A 21,891-nucleotide genomic window follows, 5' to 3' on the forward strand; every position below is an offset into this window, starting at 1 on the left:
TTAAGTCTCAGATCCCAGATCTTTTAATCTCAAATCTAAAAAATAATATGAGTCAGAAACAATATACAGCTAGTAGTATTCAGGCATTGGAAGGAATGGAGCACGTTCGTATGCGTCCTTCAATGTACATTGGTGATGTAGGAGTAAGAGGTCTTCATCATTTGGTTTATGAAGTAGTAGATAACTCTATTGACGAAGCGTTGGCAGGATACTGCGACACTATTTTCGTTAGCATTAAAGAAGGAAACGGAATCGAGGTGATGGATAACGGTAGAGGTATTCCGGTTGACTTCCACGAAAAAGAACAAAAATCTGCTCTTGAAGTTGTAATGACGAAAATTGGAGCAGGTGGTAAGTTTGATAAAGATTCTTACAAGGTTTCCGGAGGTCTGCATGGTGTAGGGGTATCGTGTGTGAATGCACTTTCTAACCAAATGATCACTACCGTTTACAGAGACGGAAACATTTATCAGCAGATATATTCCAAAGGAAAAGCACAAACTGAAGTTGAAGAGATAGGGAACAGTGACAAAAGAGGAACTAAACAGTTTTTCCAGCCTGACGATACTATCTTTTCGGAATTGGTTTATAACTATGATACCTTAGCAAGCAGACTAAGAGAACTTTCTTATCTTAATAAGGGAATTACGATTACACTTACCGACGAAAGAGAAGTATTGGAAGACGGATCTTTCAAAACAGAAATTTTTCATTCTGAAGGAGGGTTAAAAGAATTTGTTGCTTACATCGACGGGAACCGTGAATCTATCATGGAGAATGTAATTTTCATGGAAGGTGAAAGAGACGAGATCCCAGTAGAAGTGGCGATGCGTTATAATACATCATTCAACGAAAATCTTCACTCTTATGTAAATAATATCAATACCCATGAGGGAGGTACTCACCTTGCAGGTTTCAGACGTGCATTAACGAGAACTTTGAAGAAATATGCTGATGATTTAGGAATTCCTCAGAAAGAAAAGGTAGAAATTACAGGGGATGACTTCCGTGAAGGTCTTACAGCAGTAGTTTCAGTAAAAGTGATGGAACCTCAGTTTGAAGGACAGACAAAAACCAAATTAGGGAACTCCGAAGTTTCTGGTGCTGTTGATAAAATTGTAGGGGAAATGCTTACTAACTTCCTGGAAGAAAATCCGAATGAGGCAAAAATTATCGTTCAAAAGGTAGTTTTAGCAGCAAAAGCAAGACAAGCAGCTAAGAAAGCTCGTGAGATGGTTCAGAGAAAATCACCTATGGGTGGTTCCGGACTTCCTGGGAAGCTATCTGACTGTTCATCAAAAGATCCTGAAGAATCTGAACTTTTCTTAGTAGAGGGAGATTCCGCAGGTGGAACAGCAAAACAAGGTAGAGACAGACATTTTCAAGCTATTCTTCCGTTAAGAGGTAAAATTTTGAACGTAGAAAAATCTATGCTTCATAAAGTATACGATAATGAAGAGATCAAAAATATCTATACGGCTCTTGGAGTTTCTGTAGGTACAGAAGAAGATAGCAAAGCATTGAATATGGTTAAATTGAGATATCACAAGATCGTAATCATGACCGATGCTGATATTGATGGTTCTCACATTTCTACTCTGATCCTGACATTCTTCTTTAGATATATGAAAGAGTTGATCGAAAATGGTTACATTTATATCGCTCAACCACCTTTGTATCTACTAAAGAAAGGAAATAAAAAGATTTATGCTTATAACGAAAAAGAGCGTGAAGAATTTACATTGGAGATGTCTCCAGACGGAAAAGGTGTTGAGGTACAACGTTACAAAGGTCTTGGGGAAATGAATCCTGAGCAGCTTTGGGAAACAACATTAAATCCTGAACATAGAATTTTAAAACAGGTAACTATTGATAATGCTGTAGAAGCAGACAGTGTATTCTCTATGTTGATGGGAGATGAAGTTCCGCCAAGAAGAGAATTTATCGAGAAAAATGCAAAATATGCTAAGATTGATGCTTAACATTTAATCTTATAAATAATAAAAAAGACTTCAGAAATGGAGTCTTTTTTTATGTGTTAAAATTAAATTTTAACATTTGTTAAGATTTTATTACTTTTGCTCGATTTTAATAAGCAATGATGAAAATTCTAACTATTGGCGCTCTATGTGCAGCTTCTTTTTATTATGCTCAGAATTATCCTGTTTCAGCAATTCCGGAAAATTTGAAAAAAGATGCTCATGTTGTTATTCGAAAAGATTTCACAACAATTCAAATTAATAAGATTGATGAAATCAAATACCAGTTCAACATGGTAAAGACTGTCTTGAATAAAGATGGTGACTCTGAAGCACAGGTGTATATTCCTTATGAAAAGGGAGATCATGTTTCAGATGTTAAAGTAACAGTTTACGATGAATCAGGTAAAAAAGTAAAATCCTATTCGAAATCTGACTTTGGTGATTTTGCGAATAATTCTCAGGGAGTGTTTTATTCAGATAGCCGATTTTTAGCATTATCCTATACACCTACGCAATATCCTTATACTGTTGAGTTTTCATATCAGATAACAGATCAGAATACCATTTTTATTCCTGATTTTATACCGTTTACTGATACTAATATTTCATTAGAAGAAAGTCAGTTTAAGATCATCAACAATTCCGGGATTGAGCTTCGTACAAAAACATATCCATCTCCATACAATTATACATCCGTTACGGAAAGTAATGATGGAACAGGAAAAGTATATTCCTATAAAAATGTTCCTGCTATCGATGATGCTTTTTTGCTTCCAAAGCCAATAAAGATTTTACCTAAAGTGAGTTTCGCTTTGGCTAAATTTAACCTTGAAGGAAAACAGGGGAATATAACAAACTGGAAAGATTTTGGATCATGGTATTATAGCAATATTTTGCAACCGGTATCTGTTTCCACCCCATCTATAAAAGCTGAGGTAGCAGCACTCCAATTAAAAGGAACAACAGAAGAAAAGGTGAAAAAACTTTACCAGTATATGCAGAGTAAAACCAGGTATATTTATGTTGGTCTTGGAATTGGAGGTTGGCAGCCTATGATGCCGGATGAGGTGCAAAAGAAGGGGTATGGTGATTGTAAGGGGTTGTCTAATTATATGAAAACACTCCTTGATGAGGCTGGAATTCCATCATATTATTGTAAAATTAACTCTGGCTCTTCACCGGTTTCTTTTGATAAAGACTTTCCGAAAATGGGTGGTAATCATATTATTTTAATGGTTCCTACTGAAAAAGGAAATATCTGGTTGGAAAATACCTCTCAGCAAATTGCTTTTAATCATTTAGGTTACACTACTACAGATAGGAATGTTCTTATGGTTAAAAAAGAAGGAATTGAAGTTGTAGATACTCCTTCTTATTCTGCTGAACAAAGTAAGGAGAAGCAATTGCTTAAAATCAACCTTAATGAGGATAACAGTATTTCCGGGGAAGGTAATTTTTCTTACACAGGAATTCAATATGACAACAATCTGTCTTTGGTTACCATGTCGCCTAAGGAAAGAAATGAAGCTGTGAAAAATCTTTTGGATGTTCTGCATTTTGAAACAATTGAGATGAAGAATTTTCTTAATGATAGAGATAATGCCGTTGCAAAATATGATCTTAATTTCAAAGCGAGTAATTATTCAAAAAATGCTGGAAATAGCATGATTTTCAGAGCTGTTCCCATTTATTCTAATACTATTTACAGAACCGAAGCAAACAGGGAATTACCTTTTGAGTTAAGACAATCTTTTGAAGATGAGTATGAAATTAACTTTGCAATTCCTAAGAATTTTAAAATTGATGAAATTCCTGAAAATATTGTTCTTAATTCGGAATTTGGAACATACAAATTGAGTTTTGTTAAAAATGGCGAAGAATTAAAAGTAAGCAGAACTATTAAAATTAACAAAGGTCTTTTTCCAAAAGAAAAATATAACGATTATGTTAATTTCAGAAAAAAAACAATCAACATGGATAACTCTAAAATTTTAATTACTAAAATCTAAGCATGAAAAAAATTATATTTATCATTTTTAGTTCTGTCAATATTATCAGCATAAGCGCTCAGAAGCAGGAGTTTCTGAATCCGCCCAAGTTTAATGATGCTGACTTATCAAAGCAGAAATCCTTACTTGATGAAAATGCTCCCGCTGAAATTTTATATAAATCAGTACATTTTAACATCGATTCTAATACAGGAACTTTACAAAAAAAAGCATTTTACAGAGTAAAGATCTATGATAAAGAAAAAGCAGAAGATTGGTTGAATCTTGAAATTCCACTTTATCAGAGTGGTAGCGATCAGGAAAGTGTATCTAAGATCAAAGCTTTTACTTATAATCTTGAAAACGGAGCTGCTGTTGCAACAAAAGTAGACAAAAGCTCAAAGTACAAGAGTAAAGAAAATAAGTATATATCAATAACAAAGTTTGCATTTCCCAATGTCAAAAATGGATCTGTTATTGAATATCAATATGAGGTTAACTCTCCATTTTTATTTGCTATACCGGAAATATTAATAGAATCAGATACCCCATCATTATATACAGAATATGTACTAGACAGTCCTTCTAATATTTCCTATAACATCAATTATACAGGATCATTAAATCCTAAATACAGACAAGTGGAGGAAAAGATGTTATATGGTACCAATTATAGAACCTATAGATTCGGTTTTGAAAATCTTAAAGGTTTTAAAACTGAGAAGTTTGTAAAAAATGACAGAAATTACAGGACTAAGGTGAGTGCAGAACTGCATTCTACTAATTTTAGAGAATTAAAATTATACTCGTCCTCATGGGAGAAGATCAAAGATAGGCTGTATGAAAATGAAGACTTTGGGGATGAATTGAAAAGGACAAAACTTGCCAAGGAAAATATGCCTGCAGGAATTTCCGGATTAAATGATACTGAAAAAGCGGATGCTATTTTTAAATATGTTCAAAAGACATTCACCTGGAATAAAGAATTCGGAGTAAAGACAGATGAAGGGATCAAAAAAATGTTGGAAACAAAAACAGGGAATGCTGCTGAGATCAATCTTTTTTTGATTATGATGTTAAGAGAAGCAGGAATAAAAACTGATCCTTTAGCTATTTCTACAGTGGGTCACGGAATGATAAACCTGGCTTCCCCGAATGTTTCTAATTTCAATTTTGTGTTGGCAGCAGTAAAAATTAATGATCAGTTTCATTTGTATGATGCTACATCAAAACAATCTTCAATGGATATGCTTCCCCCAAGAGACTGGAACCAGTTTGGGATCTTAATATCCAAAGACAAAGTACAGCAATTGTCTATGATCAATGCAAAACCAAGCTTTACCAATCTTACAGCGGTGGCTAAAATAAATGAAGATGGAAGCATTTCAGGTACATACTCTGACAAAGACACCGGAAGTTATGCTATGTTTGCGAAAGAAAGTTATGATGAGAATATGGAGAAGTATAAAAAGCAGTATAAAGAGAACTTTGCGTTGGACTTTACAAATATTGATTCTAAGGTTCTTGAAAATGGTGATTTTGAAAGTACAATGAATTTTTCATCTGATAACCTGATCGACAAAATAGGAAAGAAGATGATCATCAATCCAATGTTGTTTCTCAATAAGAACTCTAACGAGTTTGACCAAACCGAAGCAAGACTGTATCCAATTGAATTTTTTTCAGCATATACCAGAACTAAGAAAGTGATCTTTGAAATCCCAAATGGTTATGTTATTGAGGAGATGCCTAAGAATAAAAAGATTGTCACGGATGACAAAGAAATTGAGTATAGTTATATAGCAGTACAAAATGGGAATAAATTAGAAGTAACTTCTACGACTAAAGTAAGCAGCCCTGATTATCCCAAGGAATATTATCCGGCATTTAAACAGATTTGGGGAGTCGTTTCAAAAAGTGAGAACCAGGTCATAAGTTTAATTAAAAAATAACTGAAAAAGCTTCTAGATTATAGAAGCTTTTTTTTATATTTGATCAAACCAATAAAAATTAATAATATGTTAACTATTTTACAAACAGATCCTTATGATGGGATGGATTCCGCTGCTGCAGCTGGAATCGGAATTGGAATGATGATTTTTTATTTAATTATATATCTATTTTATGGATATTGTATGTATAAAATATTTCAGAAAGCAGGACGTCAAGATGCCTGGGCTGCATTTATTCCTATTTACAATATAATCGTTCTTCTTGATATTGTTAAAAAGCCAGTGTGGTGGATTATTTTATTTTTCATTCCATTTGTTAATTTATTCGCATCCTGGATGGTAAACGATGGACTGGCGAAAGGCTTTGGTAAAGAAACACCTTTATATACCATTCTATTATTCTTCCTTGGATTTATCTTTATTCCTGTATTGGCATTTAACGATGATAAATTTGATGGACAGAGAATTCCAACAACTTAGAAAAAAAATAAGAAATAATTTTAAAACCATTCATCTTTTGAATGGTTTTTGTATTGATAAGAAAAATTTAAATTATGAAAAACATAATAGCTGCTTTAGCACTTTCCTCATTCTTCGTTTTCTCTGCATGTAAAAAATCTGAAAATAAAAATGTACCTGCAGAAAAAACAGAAAACAATCAAACTGAAAAATTTGTGATTGATTCAGTTAAAGTTAATGATTCTATAAAGATCAGTGATTCCTTAGGTGTAAAGTATACTTCCAGATTTCTGGTGTTTCCATCAATAAAAGATCAGAAACTTTTAGATAGCATTTATTTTTATAATAAAGGACTTAAAGATTTTTCTAAGAATGGAGTTCAGTCTTATCTGGAAAATGAGAAAAAGGACTATTTCAATTCTATGAAAAAAGAAGCTAAAGATCTAGGGGTATCATTTCCGCAAGACTGGTACACCAGCTTATATATGAATTGGAAATCTACAACCAATGATTATATGCATATTGAATATGTTTCAAGTGCTTATCAGGGTGGAGCTCATGATAATTATGGATTTGCAGAACGTGTGTTTGATTTGAAAAATAATAAAAAGCTTGAACTGGAAGAGATAACCACTATGCCTAAAAAACAGATTGAAGGGATCCTTAAGAAAAATATTAACAAGGTTCATAGCGGAACAATGGACGAAAAAGGAGAAGTGAAAAACTCAGATATGCTTTTAGTAGATGTAATCCCTGCGACCAATAATTTCTATTTTGACGATAAAAACCTGTATTTCCATTACAGTCCTTATGAAATTGCTGCCTTTGCTGCAGGAGATATTACAATTCCTGTTTCGTGGGAAGATCTTAAAGGTACATTAAAACCTGAGTTTAAAGAAAGAATGAAAATTAAATAATAAAAAATGCTTCCAAATCAGGAAGCATTTTTTAATTTTGCCACAATGGAAAAAGTAGCTTTTATCATCAACCCGTTTTCTGCCAAAAAAAATTATCAGCCATTTCTCAATGAGCTGAAAAAAAAGGTAGAAAATCCCTTATACTACATTTCGGAATCTATTCAGGGAACAGATGATTTTATTGAAAAATATTTCAATGAAACTGATATTTTCGTTGCGATAGGAGGTGATGGAACGATTTCAACAGTGGCCAGAAAACTAATCAACACTACTAAGATTTTGGCTATTTTTCCGGCAGGTTCCGGCAATGGTTTTTCCAACGAAACCCAATTTAGCAAAAATCTGGATGAACTACTTACGAAGATAAAAAGTAAAAAATCCAGAAAAATAGATACTTTCACGGTGAATGAGCGTCTTTCAATTAATGTTTCAGGAACAGGGTTTGACGGAAAGGTTGTGAAAGAATTTGAAAAAACGGATCGTGGTTTTAAAAACTATATTAAAGTTTCTCTGAAAACATTCTTTAATTATAAGCCGATTAAAGTTAAGTTCGTAGATGAAGCCTATCAACAGTACAACGGAAGATATTTAATGTTGAATATCGCCAATACCCGCCAGTTTGGGAACAACGCATACATTGCTCCTAATGCGAGTAAAAGCGATGGATTGGTTGATATGGTTTTGGTTAAAAAGTTCCCACTGACCTATTCAGCATTATTTGCTTATAGGATGTTTACCAAGAAGTTGAAAGATGATGATTATGTCACCTATCTTCCGGTTTCAGAGATTGAATTTAGTGTCAATACTAAAAACTGGCACCTGGATGGCGAATTTAACAAGATAAAATCTCCTATTCATGTTAAAGTGCTTCCAGCGAGCTTAACAATCTTAATCTAAATACCACCGTCAGTTCGAGTATTTTTCTGAGCGAAGCGAAAAAAAATGTATCGAGAACCTTTAACGAGAAAAATAAACAAAATCTTTTACCAGGCTACAGTTTAGCAGAATATTTTCCTGTCAGACTTCTAATTTCTTTTCAATCTCGTGGGGATGATTTAAAGAGTATTGCAGCTGATCCTTATCCAATTGTTTTTCCCAATTGGCTACTACTACAGTAGCTACAGAATTCCCAATAACATTAGTCAGTGCCCGGCATTCGCTCATAAATTTGTCTATTCCTAATATCAATGTCATTCCGGCGATGGGAATTTCAGGGACAACAGCTAATGTAGCTGCTAATGTTACAAAACCAGCTCCGGTGACTCCGGCAGCACCTTTTGAACTTAACATTGCGACAAGTAGCAGCATCAATTGTTTTTCAAGTGGCAAATGAATATTAAGAGCCTGTGCTATAAATAATGAGGCCAGTGTCATATAGATATTGGTACCATCAAGATTGAAGGAATAGCCTGTTGGTACTACCAAACCAACAATTGCTTTAGAACACCCTGCGTTTTCCAGCTTTTCCATAATTCCCGGTAATGCAGATTCTGAAGAACTGGTTCCTAGTACCAAAAGAAGTTCTTCTTTAAGATAGAACATCAGTTTAAAAATGCTAAAACCATTGTACCACGCAACGGCACCCAATATTAAAACAACAAATAATATAGAAGTAATATAAAATGTACCTACCAAAAATAATAGATTGAGAACAGAATGAAGACCATACTTTCCGATTGTAAATGCCATTGCTCCAAAAGCTCCAATAGGAGCGAGCTTCATAAGCATATGGACTATTTTAAAAACAGGAGTTGCCAGATCTTGCAGGAAGCTGGTTACTTTCTGACTTTTTTCTTTGGTTAAAACCAGGGCGACCCCCATTAAAATGGCTACAAGTAAAACCTGAAGAATATTTTCGCCTACTAATGGACTGAAGAGTGTTTCAGGAATTATATTCATCATAAATCCTGTAAGGGTAGAATCGTGTGCCTTTTGCTGATACTGGGAAACATCACCTGAGAGTGTAGCGGGATCAATGTTTAATCCGGAACCGGGTTGCAGAATATTTCCAACGATCAAGCCAATAATTAATGCTAATGTTGAAAAAGTAAAGAAATAGATCATTGCTTTTACAGCAATTCTACCAACTTTTTTAAGATCGGTCATGTGAGCGATTCCTAATGTAAGTGTAATGAAGATAACTGGTGCAATGATCATTTTAACCAGTTTAATAAAGCCATCACCTAAAGGTTTCATCTTTTCTCCTAATTCGGGATAAAATCTGCCGAGAAGGATACCTGCAATAATGGCAATAATCACTTGAAAATAAAGTTGCTGATAGAATTTTTTTGCTTTCATTAAGGTGTTTTAATTTTTAAAAATGTAAAATAAGGGAAAAATATTGTGAAATATGATAGATGTTTCAATAAAAATATCTTCAATATGCAACTTTGGCAAAATAAAGTACATATTGAAGATATTTATCTATTATTCTAAAAGTATAATTATTCTATAGCTACAGAATCATCACCTCGCCCGTCAGCGACAGCATGAATATTTCCATTGGCATCAATCACAATCACTTCCATCTTTCCAAGTTGCTTTACTTTTTCGATAACGTAATTTTTAGCTTTAAGGTCAGAAATAGTAGATTCCGGGAAATTATTTTCCACAGATACAGTTTCGGGAAGCCACTGATGATGGAATTTTGGTGAATTTACAGAAATGTTGGCATCCAGTTTAAAATCGACTACATCTACAATCGTTTGATAAACAGACGTAGCGATCGTTGTTCCACCAGGAGTACCTACTACCATAAAAGGTTTGCCATTTTTTAATAATATAGTAGGAGTCATTGAAGAAAGCATTCGTTTATTAGGCTGGATGGAATTAGCTTCACCACCTACAGCACCAAACATATTGGGAACTCCTGGTTTTATGGAGAAATCGTCCATTTCATTATTTAAAAAGAATCCTCCACCTGATACAAGAACTTTGCTTCCATAATATCCATTGAGTGTGGTAGTAACCGATGCTGCATTTCCATCCTTGTCGATTACTGAAATGTGTGTTGTTTGCGTAGACTCCTTGGGTTGTGGTATGATTTTTCCAACTTCTGAACTCGGAGTTGCTTTAGAAAAACTGAAATTTTTCCATCTGTTTTTAAGATAATTATCGGAAATCAAATAACTGGTTTTGTCTTCTATAAAGTCAGGATCCCCCATGTATTCCGCACGATCAGCGTATGCTCTTCGTTCTGCTTCTACCATGATCTGAACAGCAGGAGTGGAGTTGATTTGATATTTTTCCAGATTTTCATAACTGGCCATTTTTAACATCTGAGCCAATAAAACCCCACCGCTGGACGGTAATGGCATAGAGACAACATTGTTTCCTTTATAATCAAATTCAAGTGCTTTTCTTTCGGCGACCTTATAATTTTTTAAATCTTCATAGGTGATAATACCATTTCCTCTTTTCATTTCGGAGATAATAAAATCAGCTGTTTTTCCCTCATAAAAACCTTTGGCTCCTAATTTTTGAATACGTTTCAGTGTTTCAGCAAGGTCTTTCTGGATAAGAAGATCTCCTGCTTTCCACTTCGTTTCTTTTACAAATAAAATAGTGGATTTATTATGCTTCTGAAAACTTTCTTTGTGAGTATTAAGCATATCTGCTTCCTTTTCCGTAATTGCAAAACCTTTTTCGGCTAAATCAATAGCTGGCTGAATGATTTTATCCATTGGAAGCTTACAATATGGTAAAGTAGCAAAAAATCCGGCAATGCTTCCAGGAATTCCTACTGCTAATCTTCCATTTTGAGACCAGTCAGTATTGGCTTTTCCATTTTTGTCAAGATACATGTCCTTGGAAGCCAGTTTAGGGGCAGTTTCCCTATAATCCAAAGTGAATTTCTCACCAGTATTTTTTACACCAACTAAAAAGCCGCCACCACCAATATTTCCGGCTTGAGGATAAACAACAGCTAAAGCATATTGAGTAGCAACAATAGCATCGTAAGCATTACCTCCCAATTTCAGCATTTTCGCCCCGGCCTCACTTGCGAGTGGATGTGCCGACACTACAACCCCTTTATTTTTTACTTTGACCTCTTTTACAATAGTAATGTCAGTAAACTGACTCCAATAAAGATTTGTGCTTACTACCAGCACAGCAAAAAATAATCTTTTCATATCATTTCCGTTTTTCTTAGAAACAAAAGTATAGATTTTTGATGAAAATCTTTCTTTTGAAAAGTGTAATTATTTTGTTTGTATTAAAAACGAACAGGTGTTAGTTTATATTTAATTTTTATTGATTTTAAATAGTTATTATGTAATAAAATTTGCTTTTTTTTAAGATTAAATTGTTTTTAAAAGATAATTCATTACTTTTGGAAAAAAAGCATATGATAAAAAATTACCAAAAGGCTACTTCTCTCGCTGCATTGTTTTTAGTTTCCGTATACGCGCATGCCCAGACAGATTCTACAAAAACAAAAAATATTGAGGAAATAAAAATTACACTGGGATCCAGAAACAAAGCAAGGGTGGCAACAGATACACCTGTACCTGTGGATGTGATCAATATCAGCTCACAATCGGTTATGACGCCACAAATGGATTTGAACCAGATTTTAAACTACGCCGCTCCTTCATTTACATCTAACTCAACCACCGTTGCGGATGGGACTGACCATATTGATCCTGCTCAATTAAGAGGGCTAGGACCTGATCAGGTATTGGTCTTATTAAACGGTAAAAGAAGACATACTTCATCTTTAGTAAATGTAAATGGTTCTCCCGGAAGAGGATCTGTAGGAACGGATTTAAATGCTCTTCCTGCCTTTGCAATTGAGCGATTGGAAGTATTAAGAGATGGAGCTTCAGCGCAGTATGGTTCTGATGCTATCGCGGGTGTTATTAATGTGATCATGAAAAAAAACACCAATGCCTTTACGGCTGCTATCACGGCGGGAGGATTCAATTCTAAAGGGTCAAATAATCATGACGGAGGATGGGATGGTGGTAAATATCAATTAGACCTTAATTATGGTACAGCTATAGGAAAGAAAGGATTCATCAATTTTACAGCAAGTTTAATGAAGAGAGATGATACACGAAGAGCCAACGCAGCTACCGGAGATATTTTTAATGCCTACAACGCTATTGAACGCAGAGCTTTGGAAAATGGAGTTAATATCTCTTCTCTTTTTAGTAATATTGGTAATACACCCAACTCACAGCAAATTGTTGATTATATTCATCAATATGCACAGAATGTGAGTTACTTCAATCCTTCTTTTCAGACGCAAATTCAAAATGCAAATACAATTACAGCTTTGCAAGGACTTTTACGCACAGATTTTACAGAAAATGAGTTGTCTTACAGAGGGCTTACCAGAAATGATTTAAACATGAGAGTTGGGCAGTCCAGGTTGACTTCGGGACAGTTTTTTATGAATTCTCAATTTGATTTATCATCATCTGTACAAGGGTATGCATTTGGGGGTATTTCATACAGAAGTGGTAATGCGGGCGGTTTTTATCGTAGACCGAATGACGTAAGAACGTCTACTTCAATTTATTCTAATGGGTTCCTTCCGGAAATTGCATCGGATGTTATTGACCTTTCTTTCGCAGCTGGCTTCAAAGGAAAAATAGGGAATATTAATTATGATATCAGTAACACGTATGGTCGAAATACATTTGATTATACCATAAAAAACACGGCTAATGCTTCCATGCCATTTCCCAGCAAAACGGAATTTGATGCAGGAGGTTTAAGCTTCTCACAAAATACCATTAATGCAGATTTTGATACAAAATTGGATTGGCTTAAAGGTTTTAATATAGCTTTTGGAGGTGAGGCCAGATTTGAAAGATATAAAATTACAAATGGAGAACAGGATTCATGGGCTCTTTATGATATTAATGGTAATGTCCAGGATGCTTCAACTCCAGGAAATCTAAAGCCAACTGATTTCTTTGGATTTACAAGACCTGGTGGGGCACAGGTTTTTCCTGGATTCAGACCTGCGAATAGTTTAAATAAAGGAAGGAGCTCTGTAGCCGGATATGTAGATACAGAACTTGATGTTACGGATAAATGGCTGATAAGCGGGGCTGTCAGATTTGAAAATTACTCTGACTTTGGATCCACATTTAATTATAAAATCGCAACAAGATATAAGCTTACTGATCAGATTAACCTCAGAGCAGCACATTCTACTGGATTTCGTGCCCCTTCTTTGCAGCAGATTTATTATAATGCAACGTCTACGCAATTTGTGGGTGGGGTAGCATATGAGGTGGGTACATTCTCAAATGATTCAGAAATAGCAAAGAATTTGGGAATTCCACAATTGAAACAAGAAGAGTCTGTAAGCTATTCAGCCGGATTTACTGCTAAAATTCCCACTGCCAATCTTACTTTTACAGTAGATGGTTATTATATTAAAATTAAAAACAGGGTTGTTCTTACTGACCAGTTTTTGAGACCAAATGGAACATATCCGGAAGGAAGTCCATTGTATAAACTTCAAAGAGAATTTGATAAAGCTAATGCCAATGCAGCCACTTTTTTTGCTAACGCTATCGATACCCAGACCAAAGGATTAGAGGGCGTGGTTTCCCACAGAGCTAAGTTCTCTACAAGAGTCTCATTGAATTCCGATTTGGCAGTTACGGTTTCTAAAACAAATAGGGTAGGAGAGATTCATGGTTCCGACCTTTTAATAAATGCCGGACAGATCAATCGATACTATTCTGAAACAAGTCGTGTTTATGTAGAAGAAGCGGTTCCCAGGTTTAAAGCTTCTCTTAATAACGGTTTGGAAATCGACAAGTTTAGTATTTTAGTTAGAAATGTATATTTTGGAAAAGTGACAGATCCTAACACGATGGACGTAAACGGTGATGGCAAAGTTGGATATGAAATAATTAATGGCAGTGTTGTTGAGACCGAGCATCCTGTTTGGGGGGCAAAAATAATAACAGATCTTTCTGTCGGATATAAATTTAATAAAAACTTTATCCTGACTATTGGGGCCAATAACCTGTTTGATATTTATCCGGATAAAAATTATGGTCGAACTGATGTTCAAAGACCTTCTATGGATTCATCCGGGAATGTTGTGTATTCGCCTGCTACGATTGATCTTTCTAACCAGAATCAGTTTGTATACTCAAGAAATGTCTCCCAGTTTGGGATGAATGGTAGGTTCCTTTTTACCAGACTGAATTTTAATTTCTAATAAATCTTATCAATGTTCTGAAGGTGTGTTTTTACACACCTTTTTTTATTATGATAAGCATGATTTTTTTACTTTTGTAAGATTCAAAATCTAAAAGAAATAAAAATGGAATCCTATACGGAAAAAATACTTATCACTGGGGCTTTAGGCCAGATAGGCACTGAACTGACCAACAGACTTGTTGAGATTCACGGAGCTGAAAACGTAGTTGCATCTGGATTAGACAGATGGCAGAAAGGAATTACTTCTGCCGGATATTATGAGAGAATGGATGTTACCAATACTCAACTTGTAAGACAGATCATCAAAGATTATGATATTACTACAGTGTATCACCTGGCATCGTTACTTTCCGGAACTTCTGAAAAGCAGCCTATTTTTGCCTGGAAACTAAATCTTGAGCCTCTTCTTCATTTCTGTGAAATGGCAAAAGAAGGACTGCTTAAAAAGATCTTCTGGCCGAGTTCAATTGCTGTTTTCGGAAAAGGAATTCCTAAAGAAAATGTAGAACAGGATGTAGTATTGAATCCAACTACGGTGTATGGTATTTCTAAAATGGCTGGCGAAAAATGGTGTGAATACTATTTTGACAAGCATGGAGTAGATGTCAGAAGTATCCGTTATCCTGGATTGATCTCATGGAAAACTCCGGCAGGTGGTGGAACTACTGATTACGCTGTGGAGATTTTTTATGAAGCGATAGAAGAAGGAAAGTATACAAGTTTTATTTCTGAAAATACTGGAATGCCGATGTTGTACATGGATGATGCGATCAACGCAACCTTGAAATTAATGGAGGCTCCGAAAGAAAGTTTAACGATTCGTTCTTCTTATAATTTGGGTGGAATGTCTTTTACTCCGAAAGAACTGGCTGAAGAAATTAAGAAAGAAATTCCAGAATTTACGATCGATTATAAACCTGATTTCAGACAGCAAATTGCTGATTCGTGGCCGGCATCAATTGACGATTCAATAGCAAAAAAAGACTGGGGATTAACTTATGATTTTGGAATTTCCGAAATGACTAAGGATATGATCAAGAATTTGAAAGTGAAATTAGGTAAAAATTAATTATCTAAAGTATAACTTTAATTAAAAGTGTTTTTAACGTCTCATTTTTAATTGATTGTAAATTTTATATAAAATTAAGTTTAAATGATATTATTGACTTTTAACATCCTCGATATTGAAGCAAAAGCTAAAAATAGTGCTCAGATCTCGGATGATGACAGATTAAAAATAACAGTTGATAATACAAAAGCTATTCTCAGAATTTTAGATATTCACGATACGAAAGCTACTTTTTTTATTGAGGTTTCAATCGTTGAAAAATTACACAATCTTATAAAAGCAATTTCTGGCCGAGGTCATGAAATTGCTTTTTATAATAAAAATTCTTCCCTTCATGAAATTGAAGAAGTAAAGAAAAATATACAGGAATGTTTCGGAAAACAGATCCGGGGAATTCGTCAAAAAGATTTAAAACTTCCCCAAGAGAGTTTGAAATTATTGGAGTTCAATTATGTTTCGAATATTGATAATGCCAATATTCTTTTTCCCTTTAAAAGACTAAAAAGAGATACCGAAATTACGGAAGAGGATGGATTGAGTATTGTCCCGGAAAGTATATCTCCCTACAGTCAGTTACCGTATAATGATTTTGTGTTTCAAATACTCCCAATGAAGTACTATCAGAATATGGTTTTCGAAACCTTGAAGAATGATGAGTTTGTTTTGATCTATCTTAATTCCTGGCAATTTACCGATTTTAAGACCTATCCTTTTGATATCCCATTTTACAGGAGCTTTTCTTCAGGAAAAAAAATGGAGGACAAATTAAATGACCTCCTTACCTGGATTAACGAGAAAGAAATGGCTACCTCCCGTATGAAAGATTATATCTTTTAATTCTATTCCTCATTTTTACAGATTGCCAATAAATCTGTGGAGTATTGCATCTCTTTTTTGAAAATAATATCCTTATAGGAGTATTCTGATAAAAAATCATTTTTAGCAGTACTTTGTACAGCATTTTTTGGGTTGCCGGATTTTGGCTTTTTTATAAAATCAAATATATTTTTCTGAAGCTTTAATAAGGAAACCCTTACAGAATATGGATAAAAAAATAGAGTTGATGGTAGTACAATTATTCTTTGCTTTTTTGTTCGTTTAATTTCCTCCAAAACCAAGTCAGACTCAGAACCTATTTTCAAAACTTCTACATCCTTAAAATGTTTTAAAAGCATATTTTGTAAGCTTTCTAAATTGTATTCTTTGAGGTGGAAGATATTCCAAGGCTGCTGTATGTATTTAAAAAGTCTGTGCTTTTTATCCGGCGTTGAAATAATCAGAACTCCACCGGGATTTAACATCTTTTTCAAATTGGCGGTGTATTCACGATCATCGGGGACGTGTTCTATAACTTGAAAAGATGTTATGACATCAAATTTTTCATTTTTCAGCTCAGAAATGGTCTTAAATCTCAAATTAGAAGAACTAAATTCTTTTTTCGCGTAGTCAATAGCTTCACTACTTATGTCAACACCAGTAATGCTATCCGCATTCTCTGATAACATATGGGTGCCATAACCTGATCCACATCCGAAGTCAAGAACTTTTTTATTTTTCACAAAATTTTTAGCATATTCATAAGTAGCAATATGCATCAAATGAAGATATAACTCTGATTTATTGTTGAAATTTTCGTTTAATATATGTCTTTCACCCGTGTCCTTCATGGATTATATTAATATTTCTTTTCTGCTAAAATAGACAATTTAACTCAGCTCAAAAAGAGTGATTTCCGGTAATACGCCCACTCTCCCTGGATATCCAAGCACCCCAAATCCTCGGTTTACATAAAGGAATTTTCCTTCACTTTCATAAATGTCTGCCCATTTTGGGTATCGGTATTGAACCGGTGACCATTTTATGTTTTTCAGATCCAATCCGAACTGCATTCCGTGGGTGTGGCCTGATAGTGTTAACTGAACGTTTCCTGGGTGTTGTTTAACGATAGAATCAAAATGAGTGGGGTCATGACTCATTAATATTTTTGCTGCCGATTCTGGTACGCCTGCAAGAGCTTTGTCAATGTCACCGAATTGAGGAAAAGGTTTCAATCCCCAGTTTTCAACACCTAAAATATAAAGCTTCTCACCGTCTTTCTCAATGACCCTATGTTCATTTCGTAGCATATCAAATCCTGCCTGTCTTTCGTAGTCAATAAGTGTATCGAGATTCTTTTTCTTTGCACCAGGAGAGTCCCATGTAACATAGTCTCCGTAATCATGATTTCCCAATACGGCTAACTTCCCGTCTTTAGCTTTTATTTTTGAAAATAAAGGGATGAATGGCCTGAACTCTTCCGAAACATTATTTACCATATCTCCTGTAAATAAGACAAGATCAGGTTTTTGCTCATTAATCAATTCAATAGCATGTTCAAGTTTGCTCGGATCTGCAAAACTTCCGCTGTGCACATCGGAAATCTGTACGACTTTATATCCTTTAAAGCCTTTAGGCAGATTCGCGATTTTTACTTTAACCTTTCTTACTTTATGACGGTATTTTCCAAAAGTAATCCCATCAATGAAAAGAGCGGATAGTACCCCTCCCAGGCCCAATCCCATTAGACTCAAAAACTTTCTTCTCTCCGGAAAAAAGTTTTCTGCGGGGTTTCTGAAACCTAAAATATAAGTCCCGGTTCTGAAAATATCATCAATCAATAGAAATAAAACGATGAAGATTTTTGGAAGAATGAAAATGAGAAACAAAGACATCATCCATTGAATCCTAACCGAACTCCTATCTGATTTCTGAAAATGAGTGACCTCATAAGCGAATATTCCATAAATGGCTAATGATAGCACACAATAACCAATTTTCACCCATGAATTGTCTGTCAACGTTCTTATTGCCTGATAGATATAGATTTCCAGAAACAGGAAAATAGCAGCAATAATTAAAAAGTTTTTTTGCATAATCAGGTTTAAAAAAAGCACAAAAGAAAATTCCCTTTGTGCTTTTAATATTTTTTAAATTATTTATTCTTAAGGAAATTTGTAAACGATAGCATTGATGTTCATTCCGGCACCTACCGAAGTCATAACAACGTTACCTTTTTCTTTAAACGAATGACCTGCCATTTTTCCTTTAATTATTAAATCATACATAGTAGGAATGGTTGCTACAGAAGAATTTCCAAACTCCTGAATCGTCATTGGAGAGATGCTGTGGTCATAATCTTTAACATCATAAAGCTTATGAAGTCTTTCTATCATAGCATAATCCATTTTGGCATTAGCCTGGTGGATTAATATTTTGTCAATATCTTCGATAGAAAGTCCGGCACTGTCAATAGTTTCCTTAATGGCAGCAGGTACATTTTTCAATGCATATTCGTAGATCTTTCTTCCCTGCATTCTTACGAATAAACGGGTTTGATCTGAGTCTTTATTGATTGAAGGGCCATTAGCCAGATAATTTAATTCAATTCCGTTGTCACAAATAGTATTGTGAGCGATGATTCCTACATTCTCTTCGTCAGTAGCCTTTACAACCACTGCTCCGGCGCCATCTGCGAAAATCATCCTGTTTCTGTCATGAGGATCCGTAACACGGCTCAAAGTTTCAGCACCAATGATCAGAATTGTTTTTGCTGCATGAGCTTTAATAAGGTTGTTGGCAAGGATCATTGCTTCTACCCATCCAGGACATCCGAAAAGCATGTCATACGTTACACACTTTCTGTTCGTAATACCTAGTTTATTTTTTACTCTGGCTGCCATTGTAGGCATGAAGTCTGCATATCCGTTTACAGTAACTTCTCCGAAATTACTTGCATAAATAATATAATCCAGTTCTTCACCATCAATGTTAGCATCTGCAATAGCAAGTTTAGCAGCTTCATACCCGATCTGAGAGTTGGAAAGACCTTCGTCAATGAATCTTCTATTTTCTATTTCAGTAATTTCTACAAATTTTGCAATCGTTTCTTCAGTAGGTTTGTCAATCTTTACCCCATCTTCTGTATAAAACTCTGAACCAAGAAAGAAATCTCTTCCGATAATCCTTTTAGGAAGGTATGATCCAGAACCAATAATGATCGTATTCGGCATTCGTTTAAATGATTTTTTAAAAATGCAAAGTTAATAATTAATCTTAATAAGAAAGAATTAAAAATATTATTAAATTTGCAAAAATTGTACTTTACAGTCTATGAAAAATAATCCATCCTTAAAAGGTTTACTTATTGCCCTAGTGGCGTTTATGATTGCCTTTGGGATTTATTTCCTTTTTTTAGCTAAGAAAAATTATTACTTAGTAGATAACCCTACTCCTAATACCTATTACTATAGAATTAATAATGGTTCCGAGGGAATTATTTCAGCAGGGCAATCGGTATCGGTAGATCTTAATCAAGGAAAAAATTCTATTAAAGTTTTCGATCAAAACAAAAAAATACTTTACGATTCCGCTTTCCAGGTGAATAAAATTCGTGGGCTTTTGAACATTGCTCACCAGGACTATTATATCAACAAACAATATTACGGATACAATCTTAAAAAAGATTCATTACTTTTGGAGCTTAATAAGACCGTAATAGACGGGAAAGAATATTTGGGCGGAGCGAAGCACTTCAATAAACTTTTTACAGATGATTTTTATTATAATGTAGATGAAGATTATGATAAAATCATCAAAAATATTGATAAAGTAGAATCCCGTTCAAAAATCTTCAGAAAACAAGATTACCTTAATTACTATAAAGAATATTACAAGTTTTGACAAAAGATATCAACCAAGTAACTCCCTACAATTCTGAGGCTACAAAGAAAAGCCAGGTAGAGGATATGTTCGACAATATTGCACCAAAATATGACCTTTTAAATCGTGTTTTATCAATGAAAATTGATATCATATGGAGAAATAAATTGGTAAAATGGATGAAAAGTGATAACCCCCAGGAAGTGCTGGATGTGGCTACTGGAACGGGAGATCTGGCAATCACTATCGAAAAAGGAACCAATGCAAAAGTAATTGGTTTAGATTTATCGCAACAAATGTTAAATGTTGGCGTTATTAAAATAAAAAAACTTAATTTAGACGGCAAAATTTCCATGCAGAAGGGGGATGCAGAAAATTTACCCTTCGAGGACAATAGATTCGACTCTGTTTCCGTTGCATTTGGAGTAAGGAATTTTGAAAATCTTACAAAAGGTTTATCAGAGTTAAGAAGAGTAGTTAAAGATAACAAAAGTGTTTTTATACTTGAGTTTTCAAAGGTTGAGGGGTTCTTGGGACCATTTTATATGTTTTATTTTAAAAACATATTACCTGCCATAGGGAAGTTGGTTTCTAAAGATAATAGGGCATACACATACCTTCCGGATTCTGTAAATGCTTTTCCTTTCGGGGAAAAGATGAGACAAATTCTTTTAGATACAGGATTTAAAAAAGTTGAATATAAAAAACTAAGTTTAGGTATAGCCACAATTTATAAAGCAACAAAGTAACCTATGAATAAATTTTTATTAAAAGCACTGGTTTTAGCCTCAGTAAATATTGCAATCTTTGCGGATGCGCAATTTAGAACCCGAAACAGAATGGATAAGTTGGAGGAATTCGATCAACAGACATTCAGTTGGGGTTTTTATCTGAATGGTAATATACTAGACTACCGTATTGTACTTAACCCAAGATACGGTATGAATGGGAATCAGAATCTCGTTACATCTAAAAGCAGTACAAGCTTCGGTGCCGGATTGATCGGTAAATGGAGATTGAACGATTATTTAGATTTAAGAGCAGAACCAGGCTTGCAATTTGCTCAAAGGGAACTTACTTTTAATACACAATCCAATGACCAGTATGCAGCTGGTACTTTAACAAACCCTCCTTTTACTCCATTTATTATGGGTGAAAAGGATAAGGTAAGAGAAGTAAAATCTACTTTGGTAGATATTCCGGTAATGCTGGAACTTCACGGACAGAGATGGTATAATTCCAGACCATATGTAGCTGCAGGGGTAAACTATATCGTTAACCTACAATCTAATTCTACTTCTACGGATGATAACCTACAACAGGTTTTCAGATCGACAACACATAACTTTGCTTGGTCTGCAGAAATGGGAATTCAGTTTTATTTCAACAAGTTTAAACTGACTCCGGCAATCAGAGGAACATTCATCATGAATAATGAAGTGGTTGCAGATAATGCCAATACACCACCTTATTGGGCTGCTGCAATGTCTACTTTGCAAACGAGAGCAATTATGTTTGTATTGAAATTTGAATAAAAATATACTCAAAATAGATAGAGGAGATGCAAAAGCATCTCCTTTTTTGTTTATCGTGTCAAAATATAGGGTCTTTTATTTTTGTTAATGTCAA

General features: G+C 34.6%; 17 protein-coding genes. 12 read left to right on the plus strand and 5 right to left on the minus strand.

What is annotated here, in order from left to right; genetic code table 11:
• Positions 1-47: 47 nt before the first annotated feature.
• The 6 genes from gyrB (at position 48) to JHL15_RS08825 (ending at position 8,195) form a co-directional block, all read left to right on the plus strand.
• The gene (gene gyrB, locus JHL15_RS08800) at positions 48-1,982 is read left to right on the plus strand and encodes a DNA topoisomerase (ATP-hydrolyzing) subunit B (protein ID WP_200245142.1); all 1,935 of its coding nucleotides are present in this window, start codon (positions 48-50) and stop codon (positions 1,980-1,982) included.
• A 116-nt stretch (positions 1,983-2,098) separates the two neighbouring features.
• Positions 2,099-3,991, plus strand: coding sequence for a DUF3857 domain-containing protein (locus JHL15_RS08805; RefSeq protein WP_200245143.1), 1,893 nt, complete (start codon positions 2,099-2,101; stop codon positions 3,989-3,991).
• Between the two features lie 2 nt (positions 3,992-3,993).
• Positions 3,994-5,922 carry a transglutaminase-like domain-containing protein gene (locus tag JHL15_RS08810; protein ID WP_200245144.1) on the plus strand — a complete coding sequence of 643 codons (1,929 nt, stop codon included), beginning with the start codon at positions 3,994-3,996 and terminating at the stop codon, positions 5,920-5,922.
• 66 nt (positions 5,923-5,988) lie between these two features.
• Positions 5,989-6,402 (plus strand): DUF5684 domain-containing protein, encoded by a 414-nt coding sequence (locus tag JHL15_RS08815; RefSeq protein ID WP_200245146.1) that lies wholly within the window; start codon positions 5,989-5,991, stop codon positions 6,400-6,402.
• Between the two features lie 74 nt (positions 6,403-6,476).
• Positions 6,477-7,298: an RsiV family protein gene (locus JHL15_RS08820; RefSeq protein ID WP_200245147.1), complete on the plus strand. Its 822-nt coding sequence runs from the start codon at positions 6,477-6,479 to the stop codon at positions 7,296-7,298.
• Positions 7,299-7,343: 45 nt separating this feature from the next.
• Entirely contained in the window at positions 7,344-8,195 is an 852-nt protein-coding gene (locus tag JHL15_RS08825) for a diacylglycerol/lipid kinase family protein (RefSeq protein WP_200245429.1), read from the plus strand.
• Positions 8,196-8,315: 120 nt separating this feature from the next.
• Here JHL15_RS08825 and JHL15_RS08830 read toward each other — a convergent pair whose 3' ends face one another.
• Entirely contained in the window at positions 8,316-9,596 is a 1,281-nt protein-coding gene (locus JHL15_RS08830) for a dicarboxylate/amino acid:cation symporter (protein WP_200245148.1), read from the minus strand.
• Positions 9,597-9,742: 146 nt separating this feature from the next.
• Positions 9,743-11,431, minus strand: a complete 1,689-nt coding sequence (gene ggt, locus JHL15_RS08835) for a gamma-glutamyltransferase (RefSeq protein WP_200245149.1) — start codon at positions 11,429-11,431, stop codon at positions 9,743-9,745.
• Between the two features lie 215 nt (positions 11,432-11,646).
• Between ggt and JHL15_RS08840 the strand changes: the two genes are divergently transcribed.
• From JHL15_RS08840 to JHL15_RS08850, 3 genes are all read left to right on the plus strand, one after another.
• The gene (locus JHL15_RS08840; protein WP_200245150.1) at positions 11,647-14,493 is read left to right on the plus strand and encodes a TonB-dependent receptor plug domain-containing protein; all 2,847 of its coding nucleotides are present in this window, start codon (positions 11,647-11,649) and stop codon (positions 14,491-14,493) included.
• 105 nt (positions 14,494-14,598) lie between these two features.
• Complete coding sequence (locus tag JHL15_RS08845) at positions 14,599-15,564, plus strand: NAD-dependent epimerase/dehydratase family protein (RefSeq protein ID WP_089029690.1); 966 nt, start codon at positions 14,599-14,601, stop codon at positions 15,562-15,564.
• A gap of 84 nt (positions 15,565-15,648) precedes the next feature.
• Positions 15,649-16,401 (plus strand): polysaccharide deacetylase family protein, encoded by a 753-nt coding sequence (locus tag JHL15_RS08850; protein WP_200245151.1) that lies wholly within the window; start codon positions 15,649-15,651, stop codon positions 16,399-16,401.
• Between the two features lie 2 nt (positions 16,402-16,403).
• Here JHL15_RS08850 and JHL15_RS08855 read toward each other — a convergent pair whose 3' ends face one another.
• The 3 genes from JHL15_RS08855 to JHL15_RS08865 all read right to left on the minus strand — a co-directional run bounded on the left by JHL15_RS08855 (position 16,404) and on the right by JHL15_RS08865 (position 19,613).
• Positions 16,404-17,231 carry a class I SAM-dependent methyltransferase gene (locus tag JHL15_RS08855; RefSeq protein ID WP_317193025.1) on the minus strand — a complete coding sequence of 276 codons (828 nt, stop codon included), beginning with the start codon at positions 17,229-17,231 and terminating at the stop codon, positions 16,404-16,406.
• A 39-nt stretch (positions 17,232-17,270) separates the two neighbouring features.
• Entirely contained in the window at positions 17,271-18,476 is a 1,206-nt protein-coding gene (locus JHL15_RS08860) for a metallophosphoesterase (RefSeq protein WP_200245154.1), read from the minus strand.
• A 69-nt stretch (positions 18,477-18,545) separates the two neighbouring features.
• The gene (locus JHL15_RS08865) at positions 18,546-19,613 is read right to left on the minus strand and encodes a 3-oxoacyl-ACP synthase III family protein (RefSeq protein ID WP_200245156.1); all 1,068 of its coding nucleotides are present in this window, start codon (positions 19,611-19,613) and stop codon (positions 18,546-18,548) included.
• Between the two features lie 100 nt (positions 19,614-19,713).
• Between JHL15_RS08865 and JHL15_RS08870 the strand changes: the two genes are divergently transcribed.
• Genes JHL15_RS08870 through porT form a run of 3 tightly spaced genes read left to right on the plus strand, consistent with a single transcriptional unit; the run spans position 19,714 to position 21,797 of the window.
• Positions 19,714-20,283, plus strand: a complete 570-nt coding sequence (locus JHL15_RS08870; protein ID WP_200245158.1) for a hypothetical protein — start codon at positions 19,714-19,716, stop codon at positions 20,281-20,283.
• On the plus strand, positions 20,280-21,011 hold the full coding sequence (ubiE, locus tag JHL15_RS08875) for a bifunctional demethylmenaquinone methyltransferase/2-methoxy-6-polyprenyl-1,4-benzoquinol methylase UbiE (RefSeq protein WP_200245159.1): 732 nt from the start codon (positions 20,280-20,282) through the stop codon (positions 21,009-21,011). Before JHL15_RS08870 ends, ubiE begins: the two co-directional genes overlap by 4 nt.
• 3 nt (positions 21,012-21,014) lie before the next feature.
• Entirely contained in the window at positions 21,015-21,797 is a 783-nt protein-coding gene (porT, locus tag JHL15_RS08880) for a type IX secretion/gliding motility protein PorT/SprT (protein ID WP_200245160.1), read from the plus strand.
• The last annotated feature ends 94 nt before the right edge of the window (positions 21,798-21,891 follow it).

The organism is Chryseobacterium paridis (assembly GCF_016595215.1).
Lineage (GTDB): Bacteria > Bacteroidota > Bacteroidia > Flavobacteriales > Weeksellaceae > Chryseobacterium > Chryseobacterium paridis.